The sequence below is a fragment of the Flectobacillus roseus genome, assembly GCF_030056595.1.
Lineage (GTDB): Bacteria > Bacteroidota > Bacteroidia > Cytophagales > Spirosomataceae > Flectobacillus > Flectobacillus roseus.
Genome location: NZ_JASHIF010000026.1, coordinates 16,611 through 35,955 on the forward strand (window position 1 = coordinate 16,611; position 19,345 = coordinate 35,955).

At 37.0% G+C, this 19,345-nt stretch carries 15 protein-coding genes and 1 pseudogene; 8 read left to right on the forward strand and 8 right to left on the reverse strand.

Annotated elements, in window-relative coordinates:
- Positions 1–38 precede the first annotated feature (38 nt).
- Together QM524_RS23125 and QM524_RS23130 are read right to left on the reverse strand one after the other, a co-directional pair.
- Positions 39–473, reverse strand: coding sequence for a response regulator (locus tag QM524_RS23125; RefSeq protein ID WP_095163448.1), 435 nt, complete (start codon positions 471–473; stop codon positions 39–41).
- On the reverse strand, positions 470–1,870 hold the full coding sequence (locus QM524_RS23130) for a sensor histidine kinase (RefSeq protein WP_095163447.1): 1,401 nt from the start codon (positions 1,868–1,870) through the stop codon (positions 470–472). The genes QM524_RS23125 and QM524_RS23130 overlap by 4 nt, the downstream gene beginning before the upstream one ends.
- Before the next feature lie 239 nt (positions 1,871–2,109).
- Between QM524_RS23130 and rpoN the strand changes: the two genes are divergently transcribed.
- Positions 2,110–3,516, forward strand: a complete 1,407-nt coding sequence (gene rpoN / locus QM524_RS23135) for an RNA polymerase factor sigma-54 (protein WP_283346423.1) — start codon at positions 2,110–2,112, stop codon at positions 3,514–3,516.
- 168 nt (positions 3,517–3,684) lie between these two features.
- Here the strand turns inward: rpoN and QM524_RS23140 are convergent, their stop codons facing one another.
- The 5 genes and pseudogenes from QM524_RS23140 to porQ form a co-directional block, all read right to left on the reverse strand.
- Positions 3,685–5,112, reverse strand: coding sequence for a polysaccharide deacetylase family protein (locus tag QM524_RS23140; RefSeq protein ID WP_310586464.1), 1,428 nt, complete (start codon positions 5,110–5,112; stop codon positions 3,685–3,687).
- Positions 5,086–5,817, reverse strand: a pseudogene (locus QM524_RS23145) (serine hydrolase domain-containing protein); the annotation flags it as partial. The gene QM524_RS23140 and the pseudogene QM524_RS23145, both read right to left, overlap by 27 nt.
- 21 nt (positions 5,818–5,838) lie before the next feature.
- Positions 5,839–6,060 (reverse strand): hypothetical protein, encoded by a 222-nt coding sequence (locus tag QM524_RS23150; RefSeq protein ID WP_283346424.1) that lies wholly within the window; start codon positions 6,058–6,060, stop codon positions 5,839–5,841.
- Between the two features lie 120 nt (positions 6,061–6,180).
- A complete protein-coding gene (gene hslU, locus QM524_RS23155) occupies positions 6,181–7,572 on the reverse strand; it encodes an ATP-dependent protease ATPase subunit HslU (protein ID WP_095163529.1) in 1,392 nt (463 codons plus the stop codon).
- A gap of 153 nt (positions 7,573–7,725) precedes the next feature.
- Positions 7,726–8,754, reverse strand: coding sequence for a type IX secretion system protein PorQ (gene porQ, locus QM524_RS23160; protein ID WP_283346425.1), 1,029 nt, complete (start codon positions 8,752–8,754; stop codon positions 7,726–7,728).
- A 441-nt stretch (positions 8,755–9,195) separates the two neighbouring features.
- Between porQ and QM524_RS23165 the strand changes: the two genes are divergently transcribed.
- From QM524_RS23165 to QM524_RS23185, 5 genes are all read left to right on the forward strand, one after another.
- Positions 9,196–10,752, forward strand: a complete 1,557-nt coding sequence (locus QM524_RS23165) for an acyl-CoA carboxylase subunit beta (protein WP_283346426.1) — start codon at positions 9,196–9,198, stop codon at positions 10,750–10,752.
- A gap of 169 nt (positions 10,753–10,921) precedes the next feature.
- The gene (locus QM524_RS23170; protein WP_283346427.1) at positions 10,922–11,992 is read left to right on the forward strand and encodes a M42 family metallopeptidase; all 1,071 of its coding nucleotides are present in this window, start codon (positions 10,922–10,924) and stop codon (positions 11,990–11,992) included.
- Positions 11,993–12,318: 326 nt separating this feature from the next.
- Complete coding sequence (locus tag QM524_RS23175) at positions 12,319–13,725, forward strand: sigma-54-dependent transcriptional regulator (RefSeq protein ID WP_283346428.1); 1,407 nt, start codon at positions 12,319–12,321, stop codon at positions 13,723–13,725.
- Positions 13,726–14,094: 369 nt separating this feature from the next.
- The gene (locus tag QM524_RS23180) at positions 14,095–15,648 is read left to right on the forward strand and encodes a sensor histidine kinase (protein ID WP_283346429.1); all 1,554 of its coding nucleotides are present in this window, start codon (positions 14,095–14,097) and stop codon (positions 15,646–15,648) included.
- Positions 15,649–15,656: 8 nt separating this feature from the next.
- Positions 15,657–17,108 carry a hybrid sensor histidine kinase/response regulator gene (locus tag QM524_RS23185; protein ID WP_283346430.1) on the forward strand — a complete coding sequence of 484 codons (1,452 nt, stop codon included), beginning with the start codon at positions 15,657–15,659 and terminating at the stop codon, positions 17,106–17,108.
- Between the two features lie 186 nt (positions 17,109–17,294).
- On the opposite strand, the gene QM524_RS23190 is transcribed toward QM524_RS23185, so the two are convergent.
- Positions 17,295–18,044, reverse strand: coding sequence for a DeoR/GlpR family DNA-binding transcription regulator (locus tag QM524_RS23190; RefSeq protein WP_283346431.1), 750 nt, complete (start codon positions 18,042–18,044; stop codon positions 17,295–17,297).
- 101 nt (positions 18,045–18,145) lie between these two features.
- Here QM524_RS23190 and QM524_RS23195 point away from each other — a divergent pair, with 101 nt between their 5' ends.
- Both QM524_RS23195 and QM524_RS23200 read left to right on the forward strand, forming a co-directional pair.
- The gene (locus tag QM524_RS23195; protein WP_283346432.1) at positions 18,146–18,532 is read left to right on the forward strand and encodes a VOC family protein; all 387 of its coding nucleotides are present in this window, start codon (positions 18,146–18,148) and stop codon (positions 18,530–18,532) included.
- Positions 18,533–18,803: 271 nt separating this feature from the next.
- Positions 18,804–19,337 carry a 5' nucleotidase, NT5C type gene (locus QM524_RS23200; RefSeq protein ID WP_095163435.1) on the forward strand — a complete coding sequence of 178 codons (534 nt, stop codon included), beginning with the start codon at positions 18,804–18,806 and terminating at the stop codon, positions 19,335–19,337.
- Positions 19,338–19,345 lie beyond the last annotated feature (8 nt).

Here is a 19,345-nt window from a genome sequence, read left to right on the forward strand (position 1 = left end):
AAACAAAGGCCCTCAATTGTATTGAGGACCTTTGTTTTTTATTGCGGCAACGAAGCAGTAACAAACCAAAATTGTTGAAGATTTTTAATGATTTCGAGCAGCCCCTCAAAAGAAGATGGCTTTGTAATAAAACTATTGGCACCTAATTCGTAGCAAGTTTTTATATCGCTAGGAGCATTTGAAGTACTCAAGACTACAATCGGAATTGCTTTAAAATTGCTATTAGCACGCATTTCCTGAATAATTTCCCTTCCATCCTTCTTTGGCATATTCAAATCCAACAGAATCAACGAAGGTTGCTTGTACACACTAGCGTCTGTATAAGCATTTTCGTTATTCAAATACTGCATTAGTTCTAGTCCATCTTGAACAAAAAATAATGGAATATCAGAGCCGCATTCTTCAAATGCTGCCTTAATTAAAAATCTATCATCTTCGTCATCATCGGCAATTAAGATTGGTAAGTGTTTCATTCTTCGTTGCGGTTATTTGGCAAATAAATAGTAAATGTTGCACCATGATTGGGAACAGACTCTGCTTTGATATAACCATTATGATTAGTCACAACTCGCTTACAAACCGCTAAGCCAATTCCAGTACCTTCAAACTGACTTTTAGCATGTAAACGTTGAAAAATCATAAAGATTTTATCGGCGTACTCCTGTTCAAAACCAATCCCATTATCTGAGATGGTTATTTCATGATAGGTTAAAAATGGTTTAACTTCTTGAATATTAAATATTTTACTTCCTAGCAATAGTCTATAACGAATAGTAATGTGAGGCGCAATTCCATTTTTACTAAACTTTAAAGCATTGCTAATCAGATTTAAAAAAAGCTGATGTAACTGAAAACTTACTCCTGAGATAGTTGGCAAGTGATCGTATTCAATAATTGCATTTTTCTCAATTGTCAACATTGAGAGATCTTTGAGCACTTCAGAAAGCAACGTATCTAAGGACACGGTTTCTACATTTTGTGCATTTTTGTTGACCAATCTCGAAAATGCTAACAAATCATTTATAAGATTTTGTAGTCGCTCAGAGCTTTTAGCAATTTTTTGAAGCGTAGATTTACCATCTTCATTCAAAACAGCCCTTTGTCTGATTAGTAACATATCGCTAAAAGCCCTAATTTTCCTTAAAGGCTCTTGCATATCATGCGATGCTACATAAGCAAACTGTTCAAGTTCTGAATTGGAACGTTTGAGTTCTTCAATTTTACGTTCTAATTCATCCTGAAAAGTAATACGTTTGCGTAGTTCTGAAAAGATTAACCCAAAACTTACCAATAGCAAAAGTACCGTAAACAAAGCAAACAAGAACATTTTACGGCTCATCTGATTGTCAGTCTGGTCTTTTTGCATACCTCGAACCGACAACAATTGCTTCTGATAATTTTGAAAGCTACTCAAATCGCGTAGCATTTGGTTTGCTTGAATTTGGCTTTTCGAAACGGCCAACTCATCAACTTTATTTTCGGCTCGTGTATAGCGAATACTGCTATTCAATATGGCAATATGTCTTCGAAAACCCCTTTTGAATGCTTCCAAACGAGCCAATTGGCTATCATTATCTTTTACCCTTTGTTGCAATGTGGTAAGCAATCGAATGATTTGCTCCTTACTCGCAAAAATCAAGTTTAAGTATTCAGCCTCTTGCTTATAAACATACCCTTTATGACAATTTTCTAACTCCTTGACTGTCGCACCTAATCGTTCTGCTTCATGCTGGATTATGTGCATATACTCTACCGACCTAGCGTATTCGAGAGATTCACGTACTTCTTGGTAGGCCGAAAACGAAAGCATACCTAGTAGCACAATACTTCCCGCAAATAATATGACTACGTTTCGGAGAGAGTTATACATGAATAAAAGTAATGTGGTAAGTTTTCTACAGAATGTAGAGATTTCTCTATAATAACAAATTAGCTGTGGTACAAACTTACAGGCTTTCAGAGATTTTTCAACAATATCTTGGCCTTTTTTTACGGTTTATTCCTATATGTCCGATATTCGTCGGAATTTCACTTTTTTTTTATAATTTTTTAAAATTCGGTGCTTTCTTTGACATAACATATATACACTGATACATTATACTTGAAAATATGCTGAACCTAACACAAAATACCAAACAACAACTTAAAATATCGTCTAAACAAATCCAATGGCTTAATTTCCTTCAACATTCTACCCTCGAACTTCATACAAAAATAGAAGAAGCACTTACCGAAAACCCCCTATTAGAATTAGAAGAAAGTCCCAACAACGAATTTGATGATGATGTTTTGAATGCTTCGTCTTTGTCAGAAAAGTCCAATTTCAAAGATTGGGACGAAATAGATGAAGAAGGTAGTTCGAATTATAACTTTACAGAAATAAATTCAGGCAGTTCGATCGAAACTCTTCAACTTCGACAAGATACCTCTTTACTTGATGATGTATTAGAGCAAATTCACCATTTGAATATTTCTCACAAACAAGCAGAAATTTGTCGATATATCATACATTCATTAGACGAACATGGCTTTTTACCTTACGAATCGGACGATTTAGCTGATGACATCTCTTTTGCACACAATACCTTCGTAGAAGAATCTGAGGTAAAAGAGGCCATATTGCTTATTCAGCAGTTAGAGCCACAAGGATTAGCAAGCAAAAACCCTGCCTCATATTTATTTTTCCAGCTTAAAAGCAATTTTTCTTCGCTTGCCGAAAAGTCAAAAGTTATCATTGCTCAATATTTTCAAGAATTTGCTAATAAGCAGTTTGACAAAATCATGCGAGAGCTGGCACTGAGCGAGGATGAGTTACAAGAAATACAGAAACTCATTTTATCACTCAATGTTCACCCACTTCATGCCAAACTTCTAACCACTTCTTCACAAGAGTACGTCGTTCCTGACTATATTATTATTCAGGGAATGAATCAGTTAGAAGCAAGTTTAAATTCAAGTTCGCTTCCAAAAATCAAAATCAACGAGCCTGTTGCGAAGAATCTAAAACAGCAATTTTCTCAAAACGCTTCCTCCTTTATTCAGCAAAAAGTTACCCAAGCTGAGTGGCTTATTCAGGCGATTGAGCAACGAGAAAAAACGATGCAGAAAGTCATTAAAACTATTCTTAGGTTACAAAAAGAATATTTTCAATCGGGAGATGTTCAGTTACTCAAACCCATGATTTTGAAAGATGTTGCTCACATTATTGATATGGATATTGCAACAGTTTCGAGGGTTACAAGTGGTAAATATGCGCAAACACCTTTTGGATTAATACATTTAAAAGATTTGTTTTCAGAAGCTACACAGAAAGAAGATGGTAATTGGGTTTCAAACAAATCCATTCAGCAGGTAATTAGAGAAATTATCACGAGCGAAAACCCTAAAATTCCTCTAAGCGATTCACAAATAACGGATATTTTGAAAGAAAAAGGATTTCCAACCGCTCGCAGAACAGTCGCCAAATACCGCGAACAATTAGGCATATTACCCGCTCAGTTACGGAAAGTGTTATGAGAATTAATGCTGAATGATGAGTTGTGAATTGTGAATTTTTTAATATCAATACTTTACACTCAAAACTCAGCACTCATAGTTAATTTTAAGTCAATCTAAAAAGAAGGCAATAAGCTAGAAGAATGCACCATTCTTCTAGCTTATTGCCTTCTTTTTAGTTGATAAATGTTATTTCAACTTTTGTAATACATCTTTGTAACTCACTAGCTCGATCCCTTTTTTTACCACAGCTACTCTTACTTCCTCACTTGTAAAAATAGTTGTGACATCCTGACGACCTTCGGCAACATCTTCGTAACCAATATGCGAAATAGCCCGTAATTCATGATTGTCTAAGCCCGGATGCTCTACAAATACATAGGTTTTGCCATCTTCGAGTTTGTCAAACATTTCGATAAATGCCTGTATTTTTTGTTGCGTGTTCAAGCCTCTAGCATCAAAACCCGTGTAGTTTATCTTATAATCCTGTGTACCGTCTGTGTCTACCATGGGTAAATTATACTGTTTGGCAACTCTTTTAGCCATTTCTTTTACCTCTGGAGCAAAGCCCAAACTAAACATATGACCCGAAACATGACTCAATCTTGGGATATACTTCAAGGCCATTTTGATTTGAGCATGAAGCTCTTTTTCGATATCCTCCACTTTCCAGTCTTGATCCATTACTGCTTGTTTAAGATAATTTTTGTTATGAAATAGCATTGGAAAAAAATAGCCATCGGCATTTTTAAGACTAGGACAATCTGTGAGCGGACGCCATTTTACATTATCCCACTCGCTAGTAATAGCAAAGTGCAAACCAACATCAATATTAGGATTCTCTTTCAACAGCTTCACAGCTTCAGGAAACCATGGTGATGGCACAATGACCTCAATCGAGGTTTCGATTCCGTTACGATATGATTGAATCAAAGCATCATTTCCTGAATGTGAATACCCCATATCGTCGCCACGAATAATTAATTTGGGGGCATTTGGGCGAGAAACTGTTTGAATCCCCTTGAAAAGTGTTCGTTTGGTATTCTGATTAAAAATATTCTGGAAATCAATTGATACCTTATCTCCATCAAATTTACAAACAATGGTTTCGGTATGTGGACTTTCGATATAGCGCAAAGTAAACATCAAGGTATTATTATCCTGCCAAGTATAGCTTCCTGCAATCTTAAAAGCTGGCAAACCCGTGCGATTAGCTTTTGCACCTGCCACCAGATAAGGACCACGTTTGGTAGTTTGGTCAAAAATCCATTTGCCTAAACCAAACTTTAAATCGTGCGTTATCGTGTCTGTTCCTAATTTTATGGCACATACGCCATCTTGAAAATCAAATTTGATATTCTTAAAACTTACATCACCAGCAGTAATAGCAAAGGTTTTTCCCTGAATACTTGCCTGCATCGTGGAGTTGGTTTGTTGCTGTGGAATTAGCAAACTGAGACTTTGAATCGTATTTTTCAACTTTGCATAAGCTGCTTTATTGGTAGGTACTTTTTGCGTTTTGAGTGCTGGTAAAAGATATTCCCAAACCAAATTAATTTCAGATTGCATATCTGGCGCTTCCGCTGTGATAATTACAACGGCATCTTGTTCTGGCATAACAATGATAAATTGTCCATTAGCACCATCACCTCTAAAGGCATTGTTTCGGCAACGCCACATTTGGTAGCAATAGCCCTGTAACCAATCGCTTGCATCTTTTTTATCCTGCGGAGCTGATGGGTCTTGCATAATTTTCATGGTAGAAGCCTCCTCAACCCATGCTTTTGGCAAAATTTGTTTGCCATTCCAAACACCTTTTTGGAGGAATAGTTGCCCAAATTTAGCCATATCCTCCGTTTTGAGACGTAAACCCCAACCACCAACATTAATACCTTGTGGATCCACTTCCCAATCGATACCTTCTACGCCTAGCGGTTCAAATAGACGTGGCTTTAAATAGTCTAAAATCTTTTGACCCGTAACTTTTTGAACAATCGCCGAAAGCATATAAGTTGCTGCCGAGTTATATAAAAACTTAGTACCTGGCTCGTTGACAATTTGTGTATTCAAAAAAGCTTTTATCCAATTTTCATTCTTGCTCGCAATTTCAAAAGTCGGGTCAGTTTTGTGTCCTACACTCATCGAAAGCAAATCTTTAACCTTCAATTGTTTTAAAAACTCGGAAGGTTGAGCAGGTGTTTCTTCTGGGAAAAATGAAATTACAAGGTCATTTACAGAAAGTTTTTTTTCACTTACCGCAAACCCCACAGCTGTCGCTGTAAAACTTTTACTAACCGAATACATGGTATGTTTCAAATCTGAACGATATGGAGCCCACCAAGCCTATGAAATCACTTTGCCGTGGCGCAACAACATGAAGCTATGAAATTCATGTTTGCTTTTGCTAGCTGCTTCGATAAATTGATTGATGGCTTCGGAAGAAACGCCTTCGGCTTCGGGAGTGCTCCGAGGTAACGAGCGATTGGTCTGAGCAAAAAGTAAATTAATGCTCAAAAGACTTAAAGTTAAAACCCTTAAGCCTCTGGTTAATAAATAGTTAAACATAATATTTATAATTAGTATTTGTTTGGATAATAAAAAAGCCTGTAGCTTTTAACAAATTTATCAATTTACATAAAAAAAGCCCTCCATTACTAGAGAGCTTTTTCATTATTCTAATACAATTTATAAAATAAACTGGCTTAAATCACGATTTTTTACCAATCCTCCTAAACGTTCTTTTACCAATTCTTTTGTAACAACCACCTTGGCATTTGGCGTAATTACATCAGGAATGTCAAACATCAAATCATTTAATAAATGAGACATAACGGTTTGCAATCGACGAGCACCGATATTTTCAACTTCTGTATTGACGTTGTAAGCAATACTGGCTATTTCCTGAAGGGCATCGTCATTGAATGACAATTCAACATTTTCAGAAGCTAATAATGCCTCATACTGTTTTGTCAATGCACCCTTCGGTTCTTTCAAGATTCTGTAGAAATCTTCTTCTTTCAAACTTTGTAGTTCGACACGAATAGGAAAACGACCTTGTAATTCAGGAATCAAGTCACTTGGCTTCGATACATGGAAAGCACCTGCCGCAATAAACAACACATGGTCGGTATTGATAACACCATATTTGGTATTTACCGTTGACCCCTCCACGATTGGCAAAAGGTCACGTTGTACCCCTTCACGGCTCACATCTGGACCACCACCGCCACTACGATTAGAAGCAATTTTATCTATTTCATCAATAAAAATAATTCCTAAATTTTCAGCTTTACGAATCGCCTCCTCTTTTACCTCGTCCATATCAATCAATTTTGAAGATTCTTCTTCCATCAAAATTTTGCGAGCTTCAGCTATCGTAAGTTTTCTTTTCTTTTGCTTTTTAGGAATCATTCCCCCAATCATTTCCTGAATGTTCATCATTGACATCTCGTCGATTGGGCCGCCCATTACACCGATATTGGGAGAATTTGAGGCTTTCACATCAATTTCTATTTTACGATGCTCCAATTCGCCTCGACGTAACTTTTCACGAAACAACTCTCTCGTTTTATGATTCAACTCCTCGTCCGAAACAGGCATAGCATCAGGATTGGCGGCTGCCTCAGCCTTCGCTTTTTTCGAAACCTTTGGCATCGCTGGCACGAGCGCTTCCAAAATAATTTCCTCAACAGCTTCGGTAGCCTTATCTTTCACGGCTTCTTTTTTGGAAAGTTGTACCAAATGTACCGAAGATTCCACCAAGTCTCTGACCATAGATTCGACATCACGACCCACATAACCAACTTCCGTAAATTTAGAGGCCTCCACCTTCGTAAATGGGGCATCTGCTAATTTAGCCAAACGACGAGCAATTTCTGTTTTACCAACACCCGTCGAACCAATCATTAAAATATTATTAGGTGTAATTTCTTTTTGAATATCAGCAGGGGTATTCATTCTTCTCCAACGGTTACGCAAGGCAATCGCAACGTTTTTCTTTGCATCATGCTGACCTATAATATGTTTGTCGAGCTCTTCTACAATCTGTTTTGGAGTTAATACATCTAAGTTTGTCATCTTCATATTTTTCAAGCGTGAGAATTACATCAGTAAGTATAAGCCAAACTCAAGTAATTCTAAGGTTTTCGTTAGGGAAATTAGTTAACGTATTTTTTCGGTAAATTTATTGAATTCTTAGTGCGCAATCATAAGATTTTTCAAAGAGAAATATCATTTTACTATTTTTTTCAGGTCCAAAATCAACCCAAAACTATTCGCTGAGGCGCTAGCATGATAACCAGAATAGCTATAGGACAGTTCAAGATATTTTGTCTTGAAACGCAAACCAACCGAAAAGCCACCAAAGTTTGAGCCTTTTGTTAGACTTAATTCTCGATTACGAAGGTGGTTATATCCGATCAGCGCTTGGAGATTTTTACTAAATAATAGTTCCACACCAAAAACCAAATGCTGTGCCAGTTGGTCAACCACTCCTGCTTTTTGACTTATGACATTTCCATTGAGGTCAGTAACCACCACGTTGGGATTGGTATAAGCTATGTCATATTTATAGAGATGATGCGCCATTAACGAAAACTTGGCTGGCATATTAATAGGCTTAAAATGTAATCCCATTTGCACATCCAAAGGCACTTGACTATTGCTGGTTGGAGAATAATCTTTGAGCACAAATCCAAAATTTTTGACAACCAAGGAATATGAAAGTTCTTGATTGGGATGTATAAAAATACCTCCAAAATCTGCCAATAAAGCTGTAGAGTTATATTGTTCGATAGTTGAACCAACCAGTTTGAGACTTGCCCCAAAACGGATATTTCCTTGTTGCTGTGCTGTTCCTAAACTAAGGGCAAAATCATTGGCTTTGAACTGCCCCTGCTGATTGCCAAGTGGGTCGGTTGTGGCAAAATCACCATAGTCCAAATACTGTACACCTACACCCCAACTACGTCCCAAAGCAGCAAAATTACTCGTAGCCGAAAGTAATTTTGCCTGTTGAAAATAAGGCATAAAATTGAGGGAAATCTTACCTTTTTGAGCAGAATCTACGAGTGCAGGATTTTGGAAAAAACCATTTACATCTTTCAGGTTATTCTGGATACCACCTAAAGCAGCCACAGAAGGCGCTGTTGGTATTTTCAAAAAACTATAGGCTTGCGTGTCATTACTTTGGGCAAAAACATCTATGCCTATTCCAATGAGTAGTACGCTCAAGATTATCTCCGTAATTCTTCTTAACATATACCTTTTTAACACGGCAAAGCTATTTTTATTGTTATGTCAAATGATGAATACATTCATCAAAAACCTCCTCCACATACTTACGAAGCACAAAGATAGGATTTCTCATTATTAAGTAAGTACGAGTTTGAATTTTGAGTAAGGACTTATCAGTTTCTATAGAGTTTTTAAAATCTTATTCTACTTTGATAATTAAGTAACAGAAAAGATTCGAGGAAAATATATATGTGTCATCCTTTGAGAATATCTTTCTGATTATTAGTACTGTTCGAAGTAACGTATATACCATTCACGAATAACTTACCATCGCTTTTCTCAAAATAATTCAAAATTAAAACTTCAAAATATACAATTTTAAATAAACTATATCAATTTTACACGTTATCTAATTTCTGCCCTTTATATTTGACACAAATACAAAACAAATACCATAGGAATACCATGAAGGTAAAGACAAACCAAGAGAAATTTGAAATTTTAGAGCGTAAAAACGCCGAAGCTCTTTTAGGAGGTGGCGAAAAACGTATTGAAGCTCAACATAAAAAAGGCAAACTGACAGCTCGTGAGCGCATCGCTTTGTTGATGGACGAAGGTTCTTTTGAGGAAATTGGCAAATTTGTCATGCACCGTTGTAAAGACTTTGGTCTCGAAAACGAATATTATCTAGGCGACGGTGTTGTAACTGGTTATGGCACCGTAAATGGTCGTTTAGTCTATGTTTTTGCCCAAGACTTTACCGTTTTTGGAGGTGCTTTGTCAGAAACCTTTGCAGAAAAAATCTGCAAAATCATGGATTTGGCCATGAAAAGTGGTGCACCTGTTATTGGCTTAAACGACTCTGGTGGCGCACGTATTCAAGAAGGTGTAATGTCATTAGCAGGATATGCTGATATTTTTTATCGCAATACCCTTGCTTCTGGTGTAATTCCACAAATATCGGCTATCATGGGGCCATGTGCAGGAGGTGCGGTGTATTCTCCAGCTATTACCGACTTTATTATGATGGTCGAAAACACCTCATATATGTTTGTAACTGGACCTAACGTTGTTAAAACGGTTACGCATGAGGTGGTTACATCTGAAGAACTTGGAGGCGCTTCAACGCATTCGACTAAGTCTGGGGTCACACACTTTTCATGCTCAAATGAAGTAAGCTGTATCAATGACATCAAGCGTTTGCTTTCTTATATTCCGCAAAACTGTGAAGAAACAGCTCCTGCCCTAGCGTATGAATCTGCCAGCGAAATCAGAAAAGAATTAGATAAAATTATCCCTGAAAATCCCAATCAACCTTATGATATGAAGGAAGTTATCGACCATATTGTTGATAGCGACTCTTTCTTTGAGGTACACAAAAACTACGCGGAAAATATCGTGGTAGGATTTGCTCGTATTGCTGGTCGTAGTATCGGTATTGTTGCCAATCAACCAGCTGTCATGGCAGGTGTTTTAGATATTCAGGCAAGTATGAAAGCAGCTCGTTTTGTTCGTTTCTGTGACTGCTTTAATATTCCATTACTAGTACTTGAAGACGTCCCAGGCTTTATGCCAGGTACCAATCAGGAGTGGGGCGGAATTATTAATCATGGAGCAAAATTACTTTATGCTTTCTGCGAGGCTACAGTGCCACGTATCACTGTAATTACCCGTAAAGCTTATGGTGGTGCGTATGATGTAATGAACTCGAAACATATTGGTGCAGATATGAATTTTGCATGGCCAACTGCCGAAATCGCGGTAATGGGTGCAAAAGGTGCTGCCGAAATTATCTTCAAAAAGGAAATTGCAGTTGCCGAAAACCCAGAAGAAAAACTACAAGAAAAAGTAGACGAATACACTGAGAAATTCGCTAACCCATACCGTGCTGCGCACCGTGGCTATATCGACGAAGTGATTTTACCATCAGATACTCGTCAAAAATTGATTCGCTCATTCAAAATGTTGGAGAATAAAGTAGCGAATCTTCCACGCAAAAAGCACGGGAATATTCCATTATAATCAGCATTGATGGTATTATTTTACATTTAGAACCCCAAGGGCTTTTAAAACCTTTGGGGTTTTGTATTTTTGTAAAAAGCAGATTTTTTATTATTTCAAAAATTAATATCCTATTCTCGATGTTATTTACTAAAAGGATATTATTACAACAATAGAACACATTATTACAATGACAGAACAATCAAAAACCTTCCTCTACGAATATTTGAATAACGCTTCGCCTACTGGCTTTGAAGCTTCAGGTCAACAAATTTGGTTGGATTACCTAAAACCTTATATCGACGAAACCATCATTGACGTCTATGGCACTGCTGTTGGGGTGATTAATCCTGGACAGCCTTACAAAGTGGTAATTGAAGCACACGCCGATGAGATTTCTTGGTTTGTAAACTATATCGACGACAATGGCTACATTTTCGTTCGTCGCAATGGTGGTTCCGACGCTGTTATTGCTCCGTCAATGCGTTGTAACTTACATACCAAAAAAGGTGTTGTGAAAGGTGTATTTGGGTATCCTGCCATCCACGTGCGTGACTTAGGTAAAGATAAAGCTCCAACTGTTAACGACATTTTTATCGACCTCGGTGCAGCAAACAAAAAAGAAGTGGAAGAAATGGGCGTTCACGTAGGTACCGTAGTTACTTTTGAGGACGGACTTACTGAGCTCAATGACCGTTTTTATGTAGGTCGTGCTCTCGATAACCGTGTGGGTGGTTTTATGATTGCAGAAGTGGCTCGTCTTTTGAAAGAAAACAACATCCAATTACCATACACTTTGTATGTGGTAAATGCTGTGCAAGAAGAAATTGGTCTTCGTGGTGCCGAAATGATTGTTCGCCGTTTGAAACCAGACGTGGCTATCGTAACTGACGTAACTCACGATACTCAATCACCTATGTACAACAAAAAAGAACAAGGTGACTTGAAATGTGGTAAAGGCCCTGTGATTTGCTACGGACCAGCAGTACAAAACAACCTTCGTGACTTCATTATTGATGTTGCTACAGAAAAAGAAATAGCTATCCAACGTCAGGCTGTGTCTCGTTCTACGGGTACAGATACAGATTCGTTTGCTTATGCTACCGAAGGCGTTGCTTCAGCGTTGATTTCATTGCCATTAAAATACATGCACACAACCGTTGAAACGGTTCACAAAGACGATGTTCAGGCTGTTATCAGCTTGATTTATGAATCTTTGTTGGCACTGAAAGGAAACGAAGATTGGCGTTACATCAAATAGTCAATTCACAGGGAAATTTCAGGTTTCATAATTTGTTTTCATGACACAAGAAATTCTGAAATCCCATTGTAAGAATACGAATTATTCCCAGTAAGTGATATTTTCTCATTTGCTGGGAATTTATTTTGTTACCTCTTTTAGGGAAAAAATCAAAAATCAACTAACTTCGATTTCTAAGTAATTCTACCCTTACCGTCACTGGGAATTACTTTTACTTACAGTACTTCATAAATATTATGAATTGCTAATACCTATCCATTTGGCTTTTATTATTACTATACTCAACCAACTATTATCCTTTACTAATAATTTAAACAAACTAAAGAATGCAAAAAATTCTTGTAATAGACGACGACACAGACATCTGTATGCTGTTGCGACGATTTCTTACAAAAAATGGCTATGAGGTAGCAATTTCAAAAAGTGGTAACGGTGGACTTGTTTTACTTGATGAGTTTCACCCTGATTTAGTCATGACCGACTTCCGATTAGGGGATATGACAGGAGCTACTATTTTACAGAAAATTCATGAGAAAAAACCTCAACTTCCTGTATTAATCATTACTGGATATTCGGATATAAAAACGGCGGTAAATGTCATGAAAATGGGTGCTGTGGACTACATCACCAAGCCCTTATTTCCTGATGAAATCTTGGTCACTATTCAAAATGCTTTACAAAAAGCAACTCAAATATCAATTACTTTACCAAGCAAATCAAAGACTACTAGTCCTAAAAAAGGCTTAATACAAAAAGACCATATTGCTGGTTCGGGACAAGAGTCAAAAAACTTGTTCAGACAGTTAGACCTCGTCGCTCCTACCAATTATAGCGTGATTATCTATGGCGAAAGTGGTTCGGGTAAAGAATCCATAGCACAGGAAATTCATGCAAGAAGCAAAAGAGCGAATGGACCTTTTGTAGCAATGGACTGTGGGGCTATTTCCAAAGAATTAGCCGCTAGTGAACTCTTTGGTCATGAAAAAGGCTCATTTACAGGTGCTATCAATCAAAAAATTGGGCATTTTGAAATGGCAAACGGCGGTACGCTTTTTCTTGATGAAGTAGCAAATTTGCCTTATGACGTTCAGGTATCGCTCTTACGCGTGGTGCAGGAAAGAACCCTGAGAAGAATCGGTGGAACAAAAGAAATTTCGGTAGATGTAAGAATTATCGTTGCCTCCAACGAAAGGCTTTTAGAGGCTAGCAGAAAAGGTAAATTTAGAGAAGATTTGTACCATCGCTTCAACGAATTTAGTATCGAAGTCCCTCCGCTTCGTCAGAGAAAATCAGATATTATGGAATTTGCTCGTTTCTTTTTGGCTCAGACCAACGAAGAACTGGATAAAAATATCACCACCTTTGCGCCCGAAGTAGAAGAAGTCTTCAAAACATATGGTTGGCCTGGCAATCTTCGCGAGATGCGTAATGTGATTAAAAGGGCTACGCTACTTTCAGAAAAGGATTATATAGAAGCTAAAAGTCTACCTTTTGAACTTATGAATCATGAGCGTCTCTTAGTTTTTGAAAACCCCTATGAGCAACGTATTCCAGAAAACAATTACCCAGAACCAGCCCAGCATCTTAATCTTAAGTCTGTAGCCTCCGATGCTGAGTACGAAACAATCTTGCAGGTTTTGAAACAAGTTAACTACAATAAAAGCAAAGCAGCCAAACTTTTAGGGATAGATCGTAAAACACTTTACAACAAAATGAACAACTATAATATGTAAATAGTAGTGATGAATTTCGAATGGCAATTTATTTACATAAATCACTATTTACCAAATCTTTACATTTAAAAACTAACACAATATCATTTTGTAATATTATGTTTTAGGCAATCGGTTATTGACATTTGACAATAGCTCAATGCCTCACAATTCTACATTGATACTTATACTCTTCCAATACGACATATATTTCCAATAAAACGTAAGTCAGAAACTTACAACATTACTTACCAAACCAAGACTAGGAACAGTTTTTTCTAAAAATACCATGGGAGGTTTCCAGAAAAAACATTATCACAAACAATACACTATGTTGTTTGTTCTTAGTTTGATAAGTATCTCCTTTCCAAAACTTAACATAGAATACAAATGCCTTTATATCAAAGAGATAATATACCTTTAGAGAAGTTTATCCAGCTCATTCCAGACTTGGTTTATATACAGGAATTTCCATCGAAAAGAATCACTTTCATCAATCGGAAATTTACAGATATTCTCGGATATCAGAAAGAAGACTTGATTCAAAATGACTTTTCATTAGATTTTGCACTAAGTGAAAGTGAATTAAAAAAATGGGAACTCAGGCTCGAAGAATATAATAAAATCATCAACACGGGCGAACGCATTGAACACAATATTGAACTAAAACATAAAAATGGGTCGAAGGTTATTTTGCGCCATAGAAGTATGGTTTTGAGAAGCCAAAGCCCCGAAGCCCAATTTGAAATACTTCATATTGCAGAAGATATTACGCAACTTCAAAAGCATAATGAGCTGATACTTCAACAAAGAAATCAACTCAATGAAGCTGAGAAAATTTTTAAATACGGTAGTTGGGAATGGTATGTTGGCGCTGACACTGTTAGCTGGTCTGACGGGCTTTATGAAGTTTTTGGTTACGATGCCAAAGATTTTGAAGAAAAGGAGATGACCTTTGGTTTCTATCAGAAGCATATTCCAGTGCATGAACTAGAATATACCAGAAGCATTTCCATGCAGTCTGTACAAGATAAAAAGACCTATTATGAGTTTGAACACTCGATTATTGATGCCAAAGGGGTATTCAAGTATTTGGCAGTAAAGGGGAAGTGCTATTTAGATGCGGAAGGAAATGTCACAAAAGTACTAGGTACGTCTGCTGATATTACCCAGATTAAAAATTATGAACAAGCCCTTGAGAAAAAGATTGAGGAGCTGTTTCGCTCTAACCAAGATTTGGAGCAATTTGCCTATATTGCCTCGCATGACTTACAAGAGCCTTTGCGCAAAATCGCTGCTTTTGCCAACAAGCTGATTGAACGTAGTTCAGATAATCTGAACGAGGAGGGTCGTTTCTTTATTGATAGAATTTTGTATTCGAGTGATAGAATGAAAAGCTTGATTGATAATCTACTGGCTTATTCAAGAATATCCCGTAATAATATTCCTCTCCCATTGGCAGAGGTAAATTTGAACCAAATTGTTCAAAATGCCATAGGAGATTTAGAGATTTCAGTCGCTAACAAAAATGCACAAATTACAGTGGAAGAATTGCCTATTATTCAGGCTTTCCCATCCCAAATGCACCAGTTATTTTTAAACTTAATTTCAAACGCCATAAAATTTGTAGACGAATCTACGCAACCAATAGTAAGCATAAAGGTAAAAGAAGCCTCTCTAGAAGAAATTCTTAAACTAAAACTCACAGACACTCAATACTGGAAAATTACCATAAGCGATAATGGTATCGGCTTTGAAGAAGAGTATAAAGAAAAAATATTTACCATGTTTCATCGTGTGCATGGCAATGCCGAATTTGAAGGAACTGGCTTAGGTTTGGCGATTTGTGCCAAAATTGTTGAAAATCATCGAGGGTACCTAAGCGCCCAAAGTACTCTACAGCAAGGTTCCGTATTTACCCTATATTTACCTTTTAAACCTTAAACACTATTATGTTATCCCGCTCAGATATAAAACTACTATTGGTAGATGATGATGAAGACGACTATTTTCTTACTTGTGATTATTTAAAACAAATACCCGGTCAAAACATTGAGGTCACATGGGCCAAATCATTTTCAATGGCCATTAGCAAACTTACCCAAATCAAGTTCGATATATGTTTTTTTGATTTTAGATTAGGAGCAAAAACAGGTCTTGATTTGCTCAGAATCGTAAAAGAACATCGTATATCGACGCCTATGGTTATGCTTACGGGTAAAGGTCATAAAGAAATTGATGAAGAAGCTATGAAACTTGGAGCAATGGATTATCTGATCAAAGGTGAGTTGGATACCGAAAAAATTGAAAGATGTATTCGTTACTCCTTAGAACGCGCTCAAACATTACAAACCCTTCGAGAGAGCGAGGCTCAGTACAAAAGTATTTTTGACAATATCCAGCAAGCAATTGTACTTACAAGCCCCGTAGATGGTAGCTTTTTATATTTCAATCCAGAGGTTTCGGTACTTACAGGATATAGTCCAGAGGAGCTTCGAAATATGACAACAATTAGTATGTTTGGTAGCAACGCTAGTCGACAAAACTTTGCGACTCAATTGGCTCAATCTGGGCAGTTGGATAATTACGAAACATGGCTAACGACAAAATCAGGCGAAAAAAAACTTTGTCAGATTAATGCCTTCAAACGAACCGACAGCAATGGTTTGGAGCATTTTTTAGGAGTAGTTCGAGACATTACGCATGTAAGAAAAGCAGAAAAAGAACATGTAATTTCTGAAAAAGTAGCTGCCACAGGGCGTCTTATTCGCACCCTTGCGCATGAAGTCCGTAATCCTCTGACCAATATAAATCTCTCCTTAGACCAACTGGCTTCAGAACTACAGGATGAAGAACTACATTTTTTTCTAGAAATTATACAGCGCAATAGCAAAAGAATCGGTGACCTAATTTCGGAATTACTTAATTCATATCGTCCAGCGGCGGTTTCACTTAATATGTATTCTGGCTCTTTGGTTATTGAAGAAAGTATTCAGCAAGCAATAGACCGTTTAAACCTCAAAAACATTCAGCTCAAGAAAGATTTATCCATTGATACACTTTTGCAAATTGATGCAGAACAAATCAAAATAGCTATACTTAATATCGTTATTAACGCCGTTGAGGCTATGGAGACAGGCAACGGTATTCTAGAGGTAAAGTCTACAGTAAGGGGTTCGTCGTATCTAATTAGTATCAAAGACAACGGGATGGGAATGTCCTCCGAACAAATAGATCGTTTGTTTGAGCCCTATTTTACCTCCAAATCAACTGGTTTGGGCTTGGGTCTTTCTGCAACGCTTAATATTATTCAAGCACATAAAGGAAGTATCGAGGTAGAATCTACTCTTGGGGAAGGTAGTCAATTTATTATCAGTCTTCCCATTCCTCAACAAGTAGCCTGATGACATCGGCAGAAAAAGAAAAAAGGTGAGAATTATCATTCTCACCTTTCTGAACTATACCTAACCACTATTATATTTAATTCTATTATTGAAATATTCATGCCAATTGCCATTCTGTGTATTTTGGCTAGCTAAGTAGATTATATTCCACAATTTTATGTAGAAAAATTTCTACACTTTCCCCAACTATTGAATCACAATATCATGTTTCTGATAGTCTTTCAACAGTGCTTCATCTATACAATCATCCGTTAGCATCACATCTAGTTCATCCAAAGTACATACGACGTAACTTTCTGCGGTATTTACCTTTGAAGCCGTTACAAGAGCCACCACTTTTTGAGAAATATCTACCATTTTTCGTTTTACTTGATTTTCACCCCAATCCTGAATCGTCACACCTATGTCGTGGTGAATTCCGCAAACGCCCAAAATACATATATCTGCTCTAATTTTTTGAAGCATTTCAATCACCTCTGCACCGTAAGTATTTTGTGCATCTTTGAAAACTTTTCCTCCTAAAAAGAACAATTGAATCGACGGATGCTCACACAAAATTTGAGCAATCTGGAGACTATTCGTAAAAACAGTTGCTTTCAAATCGGGCAACATCATACGAGCCACCTCCATATTGGTAGAACCATTATCCAATAAAATTACTTGTCCGTCATGAAAATAAGCTTGGGCTTTTTGTGCCAAAACCATCTTCTCTTCATGAGCCACTTTGATTCTTTCCTTCAATTTATAGGGATGTGCCGACCTAGGTACAGCGCCACCATGCACTTTTTTCAGTAATCCATTTTCGGCTAGCTCATTCAAATCACGTCGGATGGTATCGTCCGAAACATTTAGAATTTCGGATAGCTCTACCGACGAAACCCTTTGATTGGTTTCCAACATTTTGAGGATAATTTGAAGGCGTTCTTCTCTTAGCATAAATTCGTTTTATTTCGGTTTTATTCCCAAATTTAATGAAAAACATTTTGATATTTACGTTTTTATTCGGAAAATTGCATCATCAACTAAATCTTAAGACTATGTTTATTGAACATATTGCAATCTGGACAAATGACTTAGAAAAGATAAAAACCTTTTATATGCGCTATTTTAGGGCAAAAAGTAATACCAAATACCATAATCCAGTAAAGGAATTTCAGTCATATTTTTTAAGTTTTGATTCGGGTGCAAGAATAGAGTTAATGCAAAAACCGCAAATTCCCGAAAGAGAAAATCCAAAAACCGAAACCTTGGGTATTACCCATTTTGCGTTTACGTTGGGCAGTGAACAGAAAGTTGATGAGCTTACTGAATTGATGCGAAAAGAGGGTGTTCAGATTATCGGCGAACCCCGACATACAGGAGATGGCTATTACGAAAGTGTAGTTTTAGACCCCGAAAACAATAGAATCGAGCTAGTAGCCTGATTCAAAAAAACATACAAGCATTAGTTATGAATTGTGAGTTGTGAATGGTGAATAATTAAATATCAATACTTTACACTCAAAGTTGACCAAATCTTATTTTGCACAACGACTTAAATAAATATTAAAATGTACTTTTGAATAATTTTAATACTGTAGGTAATAAGCTTTAAGCAAGGACAGATTTATATTCACAATTCATGACTCAGAATTCAGCACTCAGAATTACCAATCCCAATAAATAATAATTGTTTACTTTATCTCCCTTTATTTTATGAAACGTATTGCAATCGACATGGATGATGTTTTGGCTGACACGACATCAGGTATTCTCACCGAAACCAACCTCCGTCTTGGAACAAATTTTACCAGAGAAGACATTAGTAATCCTGAAAAGGCAAAAGAATTTTATGAGCAATATTTCCCTATTCGTGACTTTTTGCATGAAAAAGGATTTTTCCGTAATCTTCCAGTTTTTGATGATGCGATTGAAACTGTAAAAAAATTGCAAGACCATTACGAAATATTCATTGTTTCGGCGGCTACGGAGTTTCCCAATTCGTTGAGCGAAAAACTAGAATGGCTTGAGGAGTTTTTCCCGTACATTGGTTGGAAACATACGGTTTTTTGTGGACACAAATACATGATTAAGGCTGATTATTTGATAGATGACCATGAAAAAAACTTAGTAAAATTTGAAGGAACAGGCTTATTGTACGATGCCCCGCACAATTACCATATCGAAGGTTATCAGCGTGTTTATTCTTGGAAAGAAATTGGCTCTCTCCTACTTCCCGCCGAAGTTTAGTAGATTTG

Excerpts from the sequence above, each read along its gene's own strand:
- QM524_RS23125 (WP_095163448.1), bottom strand. The coding sequence starts at position 473 with ATGAAACACTTACCAATCTTAATTGCCGATGATGACGAAGATGATAGA.
- QM524_RS23130 (WP_095163447.1), bottom strand. The coding sequence starts at position 1,870 with ATGTATAACTCTCTCCGAAACGTAGTCATATTATTTGCGGGAAGTATT.
- rpoN (WP_283346423.1), top strand. The coding sequence starts at position 2,110 with ATGCTGAACCTAACACAAAATACCAAACAACAACTTAAAATATCGTCT.
- QM524_RS23140 (WP_310586464.1), bottom strand. The coding sequence starts at position 5,112 with ATGCCAGAACAAGATGCCGTTGTAATTATCACAGCGGAAGCGCCAGAT.
- QM524_RS23150 (WP_283346424.1), bottom strand. The coding sequence starts at position 6,060 with ATGTTTAACTATTTATTAACCAGAGGCTTAAGGGTTTTAACTTTAAGT.
- hslU (WP_095163529.1), bottom strand. The coding sequence starts at position 7,572 with ATGACAAACTTAGATGTATTAACTCCAAAACAGATTGTAGAAGAGCTC.
- porQ (WP_283346425.1), bottom strand. The coding sequence starts at position 8,754 with ATGTTAAGAAGAATTACGGAGATAATCTTGAGCGTACTACTCATTGGA.
- QM524_RS23165 (WP_283346426.1), top strand. The coding sequence starts at position 9,196 with ATGAAGGTAAAGACAAACCAAGAGAAATTTGAAATTTTAGAGCGTAAA.
- QM524_RS23170 (WP_283346427.1), top strand. The coding sequence starts at position 10,922 with ATGACAGAACAATCAAAAACCTTCCTCTACGAATATTTGAATAACGCT.
- QM524_RS23175 (WP_283346428.1), top strand. The coding sequence starts at position 12,319 with ATGCAAAAAATTCTTGTAATAGACGACGACACAGACATCTGTATGCTG.
- QM524_RS23180 (WP_283346429.1), top strand. The coding sequence starts at position 14,095 with ATGCCTTTATATCAAAGAGATAATATACCTTTAGAGAAGTTTATCCAG.
- QM524_RS23185 (WP_283346430.1), top strand. The coding sequence starts at position 15,657 with ATGTTATCCCGCTCAGATATAAAACTACTATTGGTAGATGATGATGAA.
- QM524_RS23190 (WP_283346431.1), bottom strand. The coding sequence starts at position 18,044 with ATGCTAAGAGAAGAACGCCTTCAAATTATCCTCAAAATGTTGGAAACC.
- QM524_RS23195 (WP_283346432.1), top strand. The coding sequence starts at position 18,146 with ATGTTTATTGAACATATTGCAATCTGGACAAATGACTTAGAAAAGATA.
- QM524_RS23200 (WP_095163435.1), top strand. The coding sequence starts at position 18,804 with ATGAAACGTATTGCAATCGACATGGATGATGTTTTGGCTGACACGACA.